The organism is Flavobacterium hydrocarbonoxydans, from assembly GCF_009789235.1.
Taxonomy (GTDB): Bacteria; Bacteroidota; Bacteroidia; order Flavobacteriales; family Flavobacteriaceae; genus Flavobacterium; species Flavobacterium hydrocarbonoxydans.
The window spans coordinates 15,623-29,092 of sequence record NZ_WSTB01000009.1 but is presented as its reverse complement, the minus strand read 5'-3'; the positions used below and the strand labels follow the sequence as shown (position 1 = coordinate 29,092).

At 33.4% G+C, this 13,470-nt stretch carries 14 protein-coding genes; 6 read left to right on the top strand and 8 right to left on the bottom strand.

Translation table 11 applies throughout. The features are described 5' to 3' along the window. Nucleotides 1-120: 120 nt before the first annotated feature. Nucleotides 121-387: a 30S ribosomal protein S15 gene (gene rpsO, locus GON26_RS15465; RefSeq protein ID WP_007804772.1), complete on the bottom strand. Its 267-nt coding sequence runs from the start codon at nucleotides 385-387 to the stop codon at nucleotides 121-123. A gap of 177 nt (nucleotides 388-564) precedes the next feature. Next, entirely contained in the window at nucleotides 565-1,020 is a 456-nt protein-coding gene (locus GON26_RS15460) for a GAF domain-containing protein (protein ID WP_160375683.1), read from the bottom strand. Nucleotides 1,021-1,090: 70 nt separating this feature from the next. On the opposite strand from GON26_RS15460, the gene xrtF reads away from it, so the two are divergent. The 6 genes from xrtF (at nucleotide 1,091) to GON26_RS15430 (ending at nucleotide 5,826) form a co-directional block, all read left to right on the top strand. Then, nucleotides 1,091-1,627 carry an exosortase family protein XrtF gene (gene xrtF, locus GON26_RS15455; protein WP_160375682.1) on the top strand — a complete coding sequence of 179 codons (537 nt, stop codon included), beginning with the start codon at nucleotides 1,091-1,093 and terminating at the stop codon, nucleotides 1,625-1,627. Beyond that, nucleotides 1,617-2,063 carry an exosortase F system-associated membrane protein gene (locus GON26_RS15450; RefSeq protein WP_160375681.1) on the top strand — a complete coding sequence of 149 codons (447 nt, stop codon included), beginning with the start codon at nucleotides 1,617-1,619 and terminating at the stop codon, nucleotides 2,061-2,063. Before xrtF ends, GON26_RS15450 begins: the two co-directional genes overlap by 11 nt. A gap of 45 nt (nucleotides 2,064-2,108) precedes the next feature. Beyond that, nucleotides 2,109-2,507 (top strand): HYC_CC_PP family protein, encoded by a 399-nt coding sequence (locus GON26_RS15445; protein ID WP_160375680.1) that lies wholly within the window; start codon nucleotides 2,109-2,111, stop codon nucleotides 2,505-2,507. 70 nt (nucleotides 2,508-2,577) lie between these two features. Further along, the gene (locus GON26_RS15440; RefSeq protein WP_160375679.1) at nucleotides 2,578-4,584 is read left to right on the top strand and encodes a TonB-dependent receptor plug domain-containing protein; all 2,007 of its coding nucleotides are present in this window, start codon (nucleotides 2,578-2,580) and stop codon (nucleotides 4,582-4,584) included. A gap of 79 nt (nucleotides 4,585-4,663) precedes the next feature. After that, nucleotides 4,664-5,005, top strand: coding sequence for a heavy-metal-associated domain-containing protein (locus GON26_RS15435; RefSeq protein ID WP_160375678.1), 342 nt, complete (start codon nucleotides 4,664-4,666; stop codon nucleotides 5,003-5,005). Between the two features lie 140 nt (nucleotides 5,006-5,145). After that, on the top strand, nucleotides 5,146-5,826 hold the full coding sequence (locus GON26_RS15430; protein ID WP_160375677.1) for a DedA family protein: 681 nt from the start codon (nucleotides 5,146-5,148) through the stop codon (nucleotides 5,824-5,826). A gap of 358 nt (nucleotides 5,827-6,184) precedes the next feature. Here GON26_RS15430 and rodA read toward each other — a convergent pair whose 3' ends face one another. From rodA to purH, 6 genes are all read right to left on the bottom strand, one after another. After that, nucleotides 6,185-7,420 (bottom strand): rod shape-determining protein RodA, encoded by a 1,236-nt coding sequence (gene rodA / locus GON26_RS15425; protein ID WP_160375676.1) that lies wholly within the window; start codon nucleotides 7,418-7,420, stop codon nucleotides 6,185-6,187. A gap of 15 nt (nucleotides 7,421-7,435) precedes the next feature. After that, a complete protein-coding gene (gene mrdA / locus GON26_RS15420) occupies nucleotides 7,436-9,403 on the bottom strand; it encodes a penicillin-binding protein 2 (RefSeq protein WP_160375675.1) in 1,968 nt (655 codons plus the stop codon). Next, nucleotides 9,400-9,906 (bottom strand): rod shape-determining protein MreD, encoded by a 507-nt coding sequence (locus GON26_RS15415; RefSeq protein ID WP_160375674.1) that lies wholly within the window; start codon nucleotides 9,904-9,906, stop codon nucleotides 9,400-9,402. The genes mrdA and GON26_RS15415 overlap by 4 nt, the downstream gene beginning before the upstream one ends. After that, entirely contained in the window at nucleotides 9,899-10,726 is an 828-nt protein-coding gene (gene mreC, locus GON26_RS15410) for a rod shape-determining protein MreC (protein WP_160375673.1), read from the bottom strand. The genes GON26_RS15415 and mreC overlap by 8 nt, the downstream gene beginning before the upstream one ends. Nucleotides 10,727-10,837: 111 nt before the next feature. After that, a complete protein-coding gene (locus GON26_RS15405) occupies nucleotides 10,838-11,866 on the bottom strand; it encodes a rod shape-determining protein (RefSeq protein ID WP_007804822.1) in 1,029 nt (342 codons plus the stop codon). 55 nt (nucleotides 11,867-11,921) lie between these two features. Further along, a complete protein-coding gene (purH, locus tag GON26_RS15400) occupies nucleotides 11,922-13,448 on the bottom strand; it encodes a bifunctional phosphoribosylaminoimidazolecarboxamide formyltransferase/IMP cyclohydrolase (protein ID WP_160375672.1) in 1,527 nt (508 codons plus the stop codon). Between the last annotated feature and the right edge of the window lie 22 nt (nucleotides 13,449-13,470).

Below are 13,470 nucleotides of genomic sequence, written 5' to 3'. Positions count from 1 at the left end.
TAATGTAAATATCAATTTCAAAAATCAATATTAATGCGTTTGTAAAATTAAAAATCCAAAACCAGATTTTAAAATTTAAAATAAAAAAAGAGGCACTCTCGCACCTCTTTCCTATATTGATTATTTTCTGATATTCAATACTTTGATAATCTCACGATATCTGTTGATCTCTTTCTTTTTCAAGTAATCCAACAAAGCTCTTCTTTTACCTACTAAAAGTACAAGTGAACGCTCAGTGTTGTAATCGTGACGATTTTTTTTCAAGTGTTCAGTTAAGTGTGAAATTCTGTAAGTGAACAATGCAATCTGACCTTCTGCGCTTCCAGTGTTTGTAGCACCACCGTGTTGTGCGAAAATCTCTTCTTTCTTTTCTTTAGTTAAATACATTCCAATATTTATTTAATGATTTTTATGTATGTCGTACATCTTTTGTAAGACGGGTGCAAAATTAGATTAAAAAAACAAAAAAATCAAGCAAAAATAAAAGAATCTGAAAAAATGACTATAGAAAATAAGTTTTTTGCTTTTCTATACCATTTAAGTGCGATGTTCAAAAGTTTTCTGTTAGAACAATTTCGCAACCTCTTGATTTACAAACTCCAAAAATCGTTCGTCAGCTTCTGTAAAAGGGTCAATCACATGGCTGTCAATGTCAATTTGACCAATGTTTACTCCGTTTACGAATAATGGCACTACGATTTCAGATTTTACAGTAAAACTGCAGGCGATATAATTGTCCTGAGCAGCTACATCCGGCACTACAAAATTGGCATTGCTTTCTGCTACTTGTCCGCAAATTCCTTTACCAAACGGAATTACAGTATGGTCGGTTTCTGCACCTACATAAGGTCCTAAATGAAGGGTTTTGTTTTCATGATTGGCAAAATAAAAACCAACCCAGTTGTAATATTCTATATTTGCATTTAATAATTGGCAGATTGCCAGTAACTTCTCGTCTCTGGTATTGCCTGAGTCGGCCACAATAGCACTTATTTTTGGTTCTAATTCCTGAAATGTCATGATTCTGAATTTTTATACAAAAGTATCTAAAGCTCTTGTGAAAAATATATAAATTTGAAAAAAAATTCTGTTGAAAAAATATTTCTCACAATTTAAGCCTTTCTTTGTTTTTATAAGCACCTTTTTCGTTGCTTATATACTGTTGATGCTTATTTATAAATTTTATCTAAATCAATTTCAATCAACGGAATTAGATGGAATGACACAAATTGTAGGCAGACATGTCGAATATTTGATGCAGTTATGCGGTTCAGATATAAAAATTCAAAAAAATCTAGGAGGTTCTTTTCTGGAAGTATGGTACAAACAATCATTTTTTATTAGAATTGTTGAAGGTTGTAATGCGGTAAGCGTCATGATTTTATTTGTTTCTTTCATAGTTTCCTTTTCGGGAAAACTCAAAACGACTATTCTTTTTTTGTTATTTGGAATTGTCTTTATTCATGTTTTAAATGTTATCAGGATTGCATTATTAACCGTTTTATTGTTTCGTTTTCATAAATACGAACAAATACTGCATGGTGTATTTTTTCCACTGGTTATTTATGGAACCGTTTTTATTTTGTGGGTAGTGTGGGTCAATAAATTCTCAAAGTATGCTAAATAAATTAGTCGAAAACAAATTCAAAATCTTAGCTGCGATTGGGATCATTTTTTGTTTTGCAATTATTCGTGCTTTAGAAAAGCAACTTTTTTACGATCCCTTTTTAGCTTATTTTGATAGAGATTTTATACACAATCCTTTGCCGGAATATGATGCTTTTAAACTTTTTTCTGGAGTTTTTATACGCTATTTTTTAAATACTGTTTTGTCTCTGGCTTTGATTTATGTGCTTTTTCGGGATTTAGAAATTTTAAAATTTAGCGTGATTTTATATCTGTTTTTTTTAGTGATACTTCTTGGGCTGTTTTTTTTGATTCTGATGTCTTTTCCTGAAAAAACCTGGCTGCTTTTTTATGTCCGAAGATTTCTTATTCAGCCGATATTTATCATGTTGTTTATTCCTGCATTTTATTATCAGCAGCAAAATCTCAAAAAATAACATTTTATTTAAACTTTTTTAATTGCTTTTAGATAATTTTGCAATATGAATTTAAAGAAATGCACCGTATTGTTTTTAGCGTTCCTAATGTTGGTATCCAATGTTGGGTTTGCTTTTGATGTGCATTATTGTGGTGGAAAAATCGCTTCGGTTTCTTTAAATACTAAAGCAGAAGTTACCCCTCAAAAAAGTTGTTGTGCTAAAAAAGAAAAAAAATCATCTTGTTGCAAAGACAAAGTGGTTCATTTGGAAAAAAAATCAGATGATGCGACTTTCAAGGTTTTCTTTTTCCAATTAGCATTTCCAGCGGTTATTCAGGAATTCAATCCAATTGCTTTTTTAGCTGTTCCGAATTTCAAAAAAAGCCAAATCATTTCGTATTTTTCAGATGCGAATGCACCTCCTTTATTCAAATTATACCATCAATATATTTTTTACGCCTGATTTTAATGTTTTAAAAGTCAAATCATTTCTTGTGGTTTGTAATTTTTATTAAACATTAAAATCATTTTTTATGCAAAAATATATAACGCTTTTTGTTATGGTTTTGCTTGCTGTTCCTGCGTTTTCTCAGGAAGATTTACAGGAAGTAAAAATCACCAAAAAGCAAAAAGGAATTAAAAAATCCTATACAGTAACCGCCAATACATCAGTCATTACAAGCAAAGAATTACTAAAAGCGGCTTGTTGTAATCTGGCAGAAAGTTTCGAAACAAACCCGTCTATTGATGTTAATTTTTCGGATGCTTTAACAGGAACCAAACAAATCAAAATGTTAGGTCTGACCAGTCCGTACCTGATGATTACCGAAGAAAATATTCCTTCGGTTCGCGGTGCGTCACAGGCTTACGGATTATCTTTTACGCCCGGAACCTGGATCGAAAGTGTGCAAATCACCAAAGGAGCGGGAAGTGTTATCAACGGTTACGAAAGTATTTCGGGACAAATCAATACAGAACTTTTAAAACCTTTAAATGACATTCCGTTTTTCCTGAATGCTTATGGTTCGACGGATTCCCGTTTTGAACTCAATACCCATTTCAATAAAAAAATATCTGATAAATGGGCAACAAGTTTGTTTGTTCACGGGAATGCTCGTGTAGCAAAAAACGATATGAATGACGATGGTTTTCTGGATAATCCGTTAGGGAAACAAATTAATATTCTAAATCGTTATCAATATTATGATGCCGAAAAAGGCTTGGTAGGTTTTGTCAATTTCAGATATATGAATGATAAAAAACAAACAGGTGAACTAAATTTTGATAAAGACAGAGACCGCGGAACTACCAATTCCTGGGGATCAGAAATCAATACCGAACGTTTTGAAGTTTCTACCAAAATTGGTTACGTTTTTAAAGATATGCCGTATCAAAGTATTGGTTTTCAAAATGCTTTTAATAGTCATAATCAAGACTCTTATTTTGGTTTAAACCAATATAACATCAAACAAAACAGTTATTATTCAAACCTGATTTTCAATTCGATTATCAGCAATACAATGCACAAATTTTCAACGGGTTTAAATTTTAGCTATGATGAATATCGTGAATTTGTGAATATCAATGATTATAGCAGAATCGATAATTCGGTAGGTGCTTTTTTTGAATACACTTATGATAATACGGATGATTTTAGTTTGATATTAGGCGGAAGAGTCGATAATCATAACCGATTAGGCTTTTTTGTAACGCCTCGTTTACACGCACGATACAATCCCTGGAAAGATGGTGTAATTCGTTTTTCGGCAGGAAGAGGAAAACGTTCGGCTAATATTTTTGCTGAAAATCAACAGCTTTTTGCCAGTTCGAGAACTTTTGAAATTTTGGATACTAACGGAAAAATTTATGGATTAAATCCTGAAATTGCATGGAATTACGGTTTGAGTTTTTCGCAAAAGTTTAAAATTTTTAATCAAAATGCCGAAGCAGGAATTGATTTCTACCGAACAGATTTTCAGAATCAGGCCGTTGTCGATTTAATGCAAAGTCCACAGCAGGTTTCATTCTATAATTTAAAAGGAAATTCGTTTGCCAATAGTTTGCAATTGGAATTCAACTACGAATTAATTCATAATCTGAATTTGCGTACCGCATACAAATATTACGACATTCAGACTGATTATTTAACGGGAACTTTTCAGCGTCCGCTACAGGCTAAACATCGTTTTTTAGGGAATTTAGAATACGAAACAAATCTAAATAATGATAAACAATGGAAGTTTGACTTTACTTATAATTGGTCTGGAAAGCAACAGTTGCCCTATACGGCTTCAAATCCTACAGCAGATCAATTTCCGGATTTTTCACCTGCTTATGCTGTGATAAATGCTCAGGTTACCAGAGTTTTTTCTCCGGTTTTTGAAGTGTATGTTGGCGGAGAAAACATTGGGAATTATAAACAGGAAAAAGCAATTTTAGGAGCAAATGATCCTTTTGGCCCTAACTTTGATGCTTCAGTAGCTTATGCACCAATTTTTGGGCAAATGTATTACGCAGGATTACGATTTAAAATAAAATAAGAAGACAATGTCAAAAATCAATGACAAGTACAATATCAAATTCAAAAATCAAATTCAATAACAATAAATATTTAATAAAATGAGAAATTTAATTTTAATAGCACTAGTAACTTTTTTAGGATTTTCGGCTCAGGCTCAAACTAAAAAGAATAAAAATCTAAAATATACCACAGAAGTAAACGGTAATTGTGAGCAATGTAAAAAGCGTATCGAAAAAGCTGCTTTTAGTGTGCCAGGAGTAAAAACAGCAACTTGGGATGTAGGTACACATCAATTAACGGTGATTATGAACGAAGAAAAATGCTCACCAACAGATTTGAAGAAAGCAATTGCTAAAGTAGGTCATGACACAGAAGATGTGAAAGCCACAGAAAGTGATTATCAGAATTTGCATTCATGCTGTAAGTATGATAGAAAATAATAATTGAAATATGGAAAGTCCAAGTTTATTCTTGGGCTTTTTTATTCGTTAATTAATCTTTAAAATCCCATATTTTATTGTACCTGAATTAAATTATTCATACTTTCACGCACTTATATGTTTAACAATAAACCATTTTTATGAATAATTTTGATTGGACTCAATTAATCAACCCTGAATTTTATATTACTTTAAGTATTGGAGGGGTACAAATTGGTTTATATATTGTTTTATTTATTGTATTTGCTGAAACAGGTTTGTTTGCCGGGTTCTTTCTTCCAGGTGATAGCTTGTTGTTTTTATCCGGAATTTATAGCCGTGATTTAGTTCAGAATTTAGTTTATATTCCGAGTGATTTTCTAAATGTTCTTTTACTTTCTCTTGCAGTTGCTGTTATGGGAGTTTTAGGAAACATGACAGGATATTGGTTTGGTGCAAAAAGTGGTTATTACTTATTCAAAAAAGAAGATACATTCTGGTTCAAAAAGAAATACTTATTACAATCAAAAGATTTTTTCGAAAAGTATGGAGGGAAAGCTATAATTTATGCACGTTTCTTACCAATTCTCAGAACATTTGCGCCTATAATAGCCGGAATCGTTTCGATGGATAAAAAGAAATTTATGTTTTATAATATTCTAAGTTCTTTTTTATGGTCATTCATCCTAATTTTTGCTGGACATTACTTATATGGTGTGTTTCTGGCACAAGGAATAGATCTAAAAAAACATATAGAGTTTATAATCATTATAATTGTTTTGATTTCAACTTTTCCTGTTTTAATGAAGCTTTTAAAAAAGAGACCCGTTGAAAAACTATAAAAATACAATCCGAAGTTAGTAAGCTTCGGATTTTTTTTGGTTTAAATTTAGGAGTTTATTTCACCGCAAAGCTTTGTGATTGTATAAGTTTAAAGAGTCTGCAGAATGAAGTCTTTGTGATCTTTGCGTAAAAACCTTGCGAACTCTGCGGTTAAAAAAGGAAACAGTAATACAAAGATTGTATTCTTATTCAATCCGTCATCATCTGTGTTGTCTGTGGTCCAAAAATTATCTCAAAGAATAATGTCTGGATAAAAAAAATCCCAGCTCATAGCGAACCAGGATGATTATATGTTTTCCAATTAAAATTAAAAGCTAAAATTGGAATTTAAAATTTTAAAAATTGTGATTTAAAGAACTACCATTCATTTACTTTATTGGCATCCATTTTCAAGAAGATGAATAACAAAATGGTAAAGCCCCAAAGACCAGATCCTCCATAAGAAAAGAAGGGTAGCGGAACACCAATAGTTGGAAAAATACCAACAACCATAGCAATATTCACAAAAAAGTGAATGAATAGAATTCCTGCTACACAATAGCCGTAAACCCTGCTAAATTTTGTTTTTTGCCTTTCGGCTAAATAGATTACACGTAAAAACAAACAGGCAAAAAGAGCAATAACGATGAATGAGCCCACAAAACCCCATTCTTCACCAACTGTTGTAAAAATATAATCGGTATGCTGTTCGGGTACAAATCCGCCTTTTGTTTGAGTTCCTTCTAAAAAACCTTTTCCCAGCCAGCCACCAGATCCAATTGCAATCTCAGATTGATTTGTATTGTATCCGATACCTTTCATATCAACCGTCTTACCTAATAAGATGTTGAAACGGTCCCTGTGGTGTTGTTTGAATACATTTTCGAAAACATAATTAACAGAAAGAACAAATACCGAAATCGCGGCTAAAATCATTCCACTTAAAATAATGTTTCGGTCAACTACCCTGCCTTTAAAATAGACGATAGCCAATATTATAAATGAAATAAGTATAACATACTGAGGCTCTAAAATGAGCGAAAAGACAAACAATACAATGGTAATAAACCCTGTCCATACATACCAGGCAGGTAATCCTTCGCGATGTAGTACCAAAATAAAAATACTATAAATCAAAGCACTTCCCGGGTCAGGCTGTGGTAAAATTAAAATAACGGGTAAGAAAATAATAGCTAACGCCTGTATTTGTCTGTTGGTTTCCTTCAAATTGATTTGCGTATCACTCAGATATTTGGCTAATGCCAATGAGGTAGCCGCTTTTGCAAACTCAGAAGGCTGTAAAGTAAAGCTTCCTATGGCGTACCAACAGCGCTGTCCTGCGATTGTTTTTCCAAAAAGAAACAAACCGGCTAATGATAACAGGGAAACGCCAAAAATAATACTGGCATATTTCTCATAGAATTTACCATCTACAAAAAGCACAACAAATATCAACGGAATTGTACAGGCAATAAATATCAATTGTTTTTGATAAGTACCATCTGTAGATAACAGCGAGGAGGAGTATATATTAAGCCACCCTAATATAACTAGTGCACTATAGATAAAGACACTTATCCAGTCAATATTATTTTTTACGCTTTGATTTTTCATCTGAAATAATCGTTGTTAGTTCTTTTTAGTGGTGTCTATTATTGTTTTTTTAACAACTGCTTGTGGAGTTGTTACTTTTGGAGTTATAATTTTTGCCTTCAATGCTGAATCTTTTGGTGTTGACTCGATAGCTTCAGCTTCTGGCATTCCGCCTAACTTAGCGTATTCAGATCTCAAACTAATATTTAGAACCCTCGTTTCTAAATCTTTTCGAGTAATTTTCTTTTTCAAATATTTCTCAATCATCAAACTGGCAATCGGACCAGCAATTGTTGCTCCAAAACCACCATTTTCAATCATAATAGCTATTGCAATTTTAGGATTGTCTTTTGGTGCGAAAGCTACAAATATAGAGTGGTCTTTAAGCTGTACTCTTTTGCCGCCAATTTTAGCAAAGTTTTCTGCCGTACCGGTTTTTCCACAAATATCAATTCCTTCTACTTTTAGCCTGCTTGCCGTTCCCATGTTATAAACATCAAACAGACCACTTATTATTGGGGGAAAAAATTTCTGATCTATAGTTGTAGTATGCTTTGTTGTAAACTTGCTATCGATTTTTTTACCTTCAATTTTTTTTATGATATGAGGCGTGTAATAATAACCCTGATTGGCAATCGTTGCCATCATATTGGCTAACTGAATAGGAGTCATTACCACTTCACCCTGACCAATTGCATTCGAAACAATTGCGGTACTTCTCCATCCGCCGTTAGGATACATGCGTTTATAGGTTTTAGAAGTTGGAATTTTTCCTCTTTTACCCGTAGGTAAATCATAACCCATAAATTGTCCTAAACCAAAACTTTTAAGATGGTTACTCCATACATCAACAGCTGCTGCAGGTTTGGTGTATTTGTTGATGGTTTTCATGTAAGCGGTAGCAAAGTAAGAGTTACACGATTGGTAAATTCCTCTATGCAATTGTAATTGGCCTCCAGAACAGTGACATCTCATGAAACGCCCTCTGGCATAGCTAAATCCGTGGTGACAGGAAACCGAAAAATTTTCGTCAATAACACCTTCTTGCAAAGCAACTAAACCCGTTAAAAGCTTGAACGGAGATCCAGGAGGATATTCAGCCAAAAGACCTCTGTCGTATAATGGTTTTGCAATAGAATCGTGATATAAAAGCGTATAATTTTTAGAACGTTGTCTTCCTACCAGAATTCCGGGATCATAAGAAGGGGCTGTAATTAATGCTAAAATTTCACCGGTTTTAGGTTCTAAAGCAACAATTCCTCCTCTTTTATTGATCATTAATTCTTCACCGTATTTTTGAAGTTCTGCATCAATTGTTAGATTAATGTCTTCTCCCTGAACAGCAATAGTATCGTATTTTCCGTTTTTATAGGAGCCAATTTCGCGGTTGTATTTGTCTTTCTGAATGTATTTTACGCCTTTTATTCCGCGCAAAATTTCTTCGTAGCTTTGTTCTACACCTTGTTTTCCAATAAGATCCCCACTATTGTAGTAAGGGTTTTTAGCGATCAGTTTTTCATTCACTTGAGTGATAAATCCAAAAATATTAGCGCCATAATCTACTTCGTAATCACGAAGAGAACGTTTTTGAAAATAAAAACCATCGTATTTCCTGATTTTTTCCTGAAATGCAGCAAACTCGCTTTTGTTTAATTGCGATAAGAATACTGAAGGTAAGCGTGGGCTGTAAACTCTGGCTTTTGCAATTCTTTTTTGGTAATCTTCTTTTGTGATGTTTAGTAATTCACAAAATTCACTAATATTTAAGTCTTCTTTTACTTCTCTTGGAATCACCATGATGTCATACGATGCCTGATTGGCAACTAAAAGCTTGCCATATCGGTCATAGATATAACCTCTTTCCGGGTAATCGTATTGCTTTTTAATTGCATTATTTTCTGATTTTAGTTTGAATGAATCGTCAATAATTTGCAAATAAAATACTCGGATTACTAGCAAAGATGCTGCAATAATAATTAAAGAGGGCAGCAGAACTTTTCTCATCGTTTACTTGGCTTAATAAGGTAAATGATTATAATGGAGGTGATTATTGTAAATATAGAACTAAATAAAGTTCTTAGCAAAATATCCCATATAAATCGGAACTCGAATGCTTCCAGAACAAACAGCACGATATGATGCAATACAACCGAAACGAGAATGAAAGAAAAACGTTCAGGTGTTAAAGATTCATTAAGTTTAATAGTCTGATATTCATAACTTAAACCAAAAGAAAATTTAAAAATATAAGGTCTGTAATAAGCAAGTATAACACAGGCTGTTGCATGAATCCCTCCTGAATTACAAAACATGTCCATCATTAATCCTAACAGAAAACTGGAGATAATTAATCCTGATTTATTACTGTTTACGGGATAAAGTATGATGTACAGAAGATACGGAAAAGGACTTATGTATCCTAAAAAATTCATATTATTGAAAATAACAACCTGAATTGCCAGTAACATAATAAAACGAAAGATATTGACTAACAATGCGCTATTCATCTTCTTTTTCCTTTTTTTCTAAATTAATAACTTCGTCTCTGTCTTTACTTTTGATGATATAAACATGCCCTAGATTTGTCATATCGTTGAATAATTTTACATCAATAACATAGAAACTTGTTTTTTCTTGAATGTAAATTTTATCAACTGTACCAATATTAATTCCTTCAGGGAAAATTACGGATTGTCCTCCAGTTACAATGGTGTCTCCTTTTCTGATAGAAGCAAGACGAGGAACATCAATCAGCTGAACAAATCCGGTACTTTTACCATTCCATGTTAAAGAACCAAAGTGATTTGATTTTTTAATTTTAGCATTGATCTGAGATTTCATGTTCAGGATGCTTATCACAGTAGAATAGTTGGGCGAAGTATTATCAATAATTCCAACAATTCCTAAACTGTTAATTACACCCATATCCGTTTTCACGCCTTCTTTGGTACCTGAGTTCAAAGTTAGGTAGTTTTCGTGTGTGCTGTATTCGTTGCGAATTACTTTAGAAACAATTATATCAGCAGGTTTTACACCTTTTAAGCTGTCCATTGCTGGCGCTTTAGTTGAGTCTTTTAAGTTGAATAAAATACTTTTTAATCGTGCGTTTTCAAGTACCAGCTCGTCATTTTCGGTTCTTAAATTCAAATACTCATTTACATTGTTGATTTTTTCGTAAACACCACCGCTTAAAAAATTAGCTGAACTGATTACTCTGCTTTTGTGATAGGAGTGTGATTGAATTGTGAGTGCCAACGAAATACCTAAAAGCAGCAAAAACAGCAATCTATTACTGTTTTTTATAATAAAATTAAAAATTTGCTGCATTTCTTGTTTGGTTATTTTGTTTCAGGATATGCTTTTGGTTTCAGATTTTATTAGAGTCAAAATGATTAGCATTCTGACTCTAACAAAATATATGGATTGTTATTCCGAATCTTATTTGATTAAGATACTTTTAAATTTAGCAATGTTTTTAAGGGCCATTCCTGTACCTCTAACAACAGCTCTTAATGGATCTTCGGCAATGTAAACAGGTAAATCTGTTTTTTGCGAAATTCTTTTATCAAGACCTCTTAGCATCGATCCTCCACCAGCAAGATAAATACCAGTGTTGTAAATATCGGCAGCTAATTCAGGAGGTGTTTGAGATAAAGTTTCCATTACAGCATCTTCGATACGTTGAATAGACTTGTCTAAAGCTTTTGCAATTTCACGGTAAGAAACATCTACTTGTTTTGGTTTCCCGGTAAGTAAATCTCTACCCTGAACTGACATATCCTCAGGAGGACCATCAAGATCTTCGATAGCGGCTCCAATCTGGATTTTTATTTTTTCAGCAGTACTTTCTCCCACAAAAAGATTGTGTTGTGTACGCATGTAATAAACGATGTCGTTTGTAAAAACGTCACCTGCAATTTTTACAGATTTATCGCAAACAATTCCGCCTAAAGCGATAACTGCAATTTCAGTTGTTCCACCACCAATATCTACAATCATGTTTCCTTTTGGCTGCATGATATCGATACCAATACCAATTGCAGCTGCCATTGGTTCGTGAATCAAATATACTTCTTTACCGTTTACTCTTTCACAAGATTCTTTAACGGCTCTCATCTCAACTTCAGTAATTCCCGAAGGAATACAAACCACCATACGCAAAGCCGGAGTAAACATTCTTTTCTTTAATGCAGGAATGCTTTTAATGAACATATTGATCATTTTTTCCGAAGCATCAAAGTCAGCAATTACACCATCTTTCAAAGGCCTTATGGTCTTTATATTTTCATGTGTCTTACCTTGCATCATGTTGGCTTCCTTACCAACAGCAATGATTTTGCCTGATATTCTATCACGTGCAACGATAGACGGACTATCAATAACGACTTTATCATTATGTATGATTAAAGTGTTCGCGGTACCAAGGTCTATCGCAATATCCTCGGTCATGAAATCAAAGAATCCCATAAGTTTTTTAGGGGTTTAAAATGTTATAAATAATTATCGAACAAAGTTAAACAAATTAATGTTTAAAATGACGTGTTCCTGTAAATACCATTGCAAGATTATTTTCGTTGCAATAATTTATGCTTAATTCATCTTTTATTGATCCTCCAGGCTGGATAACTGCTGTTATTCCTGCTTTTTTGGCTAATTCTACACAATCCGGAAAAGGAAAAAATGCATCGCTCGCCATTGAGGCTCCTGTTAAATCAAATCCAAATGCTTTTGCTTTATCAACAGCTTGCATTAAAGCATCTACTCTTGAGGTTTGCCCAGTTCCTGATGAAATCAAAGTTCCGTTTTTGGCAAATACAATTGTATTTGATTTTGTGTTTTTACAAATTTTTGAAGCAAACAACAAATCTTCTACTTCCTGAGCGGTTGGCTCTTTAGTTGTAACGGTTTTTAAATGCTCTTTAGTATCTGTAATATTGTTTCTGTCCTGAATTAACATTCCGTTAAGACAAGTTCGTACTTGTCTCGATGGTAACTCAACTTCATTTTGAACCAAAATGATTCTGTTTTTCTTTTCTTGTAAAACTGCAATTGCTTCGTTATCATAACTTGGCGCAATTACTACTTCGCAGAATAATTTATTGATTTCCTGCGCTGTAGCTAAATCTATTTTGGTATTTGCAATCAAAACTCCGCCAAATGCAGAAGTAGGATCACAAGCCAAAGCGGCCAGATAAGCTTCACTGATTGTATTTCTTGAAGCCAGACCACAAGCATTGTTGTGTTTTAAAATAGCAAACGTAGGTCCGTCAGTTTTAAACTCATTAATTAAGTTTACCGCAGCATCTACATCCAATAAATTATTGTAAGATAATTCTTTTCCGTGAACTTTCTTAAACATTGCGTCAAAATTTCCAAAAAAGAATCCTTTTTGGTGTGGATTTTCTCCATATCTTAAAACCTGACCGTCTGCAATACTTTCTTTATAGATCGTTTCGTCGGTATTAAAGTAATTAAAAATAGCTCCATCGTAGTGCGATGAAACATGAAATGCTTTAGTAGCAAGCAATCTTCTGTTCTCAAGAGTTGTAGCTCCGTTTTGAGTGGTTATCAAATCCAAAAGGTAGCTGTACTCATTTACAGAAGCAACAATTACAGTGTCTTTGAAGTTTTTTGCACCGGCACGGATCAATGAAATTCCACCAATGTCAATTTTTTCTATAATATCCTGCTCGCTGGCTCCTGAAGCAACAGTTTTTTCAAACGGATACAAATCAACAATTACCAGATCAATCTGAGGAATATCAAATTCCTTCATTTGCTGTACATCACTTTCGTTGTCCTGACGATTTAAAATACCGCCAAAAATTTTCGGGTGTAATGTTTTTACTCTTCCGCCAAGAATTTCAGGGAAAGAAGTAATATCTTCAACAGGAACTACAGGAATTCCTAGGTTTTTGATGAAATCTTCAGTTCCTCCAGTCGAGTAAAGTGTTACATTTTGTTCGTGTAATTTTTTAACGATTGGCTCTAGTCCATCTTTCGAAAAAACAGAGATTAACGCTGATTGTATTGTTTTAGTTGTGCTCATTGTGTAGTTATATTTTTCAGAC

What these genes read in the sequence shown, in the direction of transcription:
- mrdA (WP_160375675.1), bottom strand. Translation starts at nt 9,403, where the DNA reads ATGAGAAAAGTTCTGCTGCCCTCTTTAATTATTATTGCAGCATCTTTG.
- GON26_RS15440 (WP_160375679.1), top strand. Translation starts at nt 2,578, where the DNA reads ATGCAAAAATATATAACGCTTTTTGTTATGGTTTTGCTTGCTGTTCCT.
- GON26_RS15415 (WP_160375674.1), bottom strand. Translation starts at nt 9,906, where the DNA reads ATGAATAGCGCATTGTTAGTCAATATCTTTCGTTTTATTATGTTACTG.
- GON26_RS15460 (WP_160375683.1), bottom strand. Translation starts at nt 1,020, where the DNA reads ATGACATTTCAGGAATTAGAACCAAAAATAAGTGCTATTGTGGCCGAC.
- GON26_RS15405 (WP_007804822.1), bottom strand. Translation starts at nt 11,866, where the DNA reads ATGGGATTCTTTGATTTCATGACCGAGGATATTGCGATAGACCTTGGT.
- GON26_RS15435 (WP_160375678.1), top strand. Translation starts at nt 4,664, where the DNA reads ATGAGAAATTTAATTTTAATAGCACTAGTAACTTTTTTAGGATTTTCG.
- mreC (WP_160375673.1), bottom strand. Translation starts at nt 10,726, where the DNA reads ATGCAGCAAATTTTTAATTTTATTATAAAAAACAGTAATAGATTGCTG.
- GON26_RS15445 (WP_160375680.1), top strand. Translation starts at nt 2,109, where the DNA reads ATGAATTTAAAGAAATGCACCGTATTGTTTTTAGCGTTCCTAATGTTG.
- GON26_RS15430 (WP_160375677.1), top strand. Translation starts at nt 5,146, where the DNA reads ATGAATAATTTTGATTGGACTCAATTAATCAACCCTGAATTTTATATT.
- purH (WP_160375672.1), bottom strand. Translation starts at nt 13,448, where the DNA reads ATGAGCACAACTAAAACAATACAATCAGCGTTAATCTCTGTTTTTTCG.
- rodA (WP_160375676.1), bottom strand. Translation starts at nt 7,420, where the DNA reads ATGAAAAATCAAAGCGTAAAAAATAATATTGACTGGATAAGTGTCTTT.
- rpsO (WP_007804772.1), bottom strand. Translation starts at nt 387, where the DNA reads ATGTATTTAACTAAAGAAAAGAAAGAAGAGATTTTCGCACAACACGGT.
- GON26_RS15450 (WP_160375681.1), top strand. Translation starts at nt 1,617, where the DNA reads ATGCTAAATAAATTAGTCGAAAACAAATTCAAAATCTTAGCTGCGATT.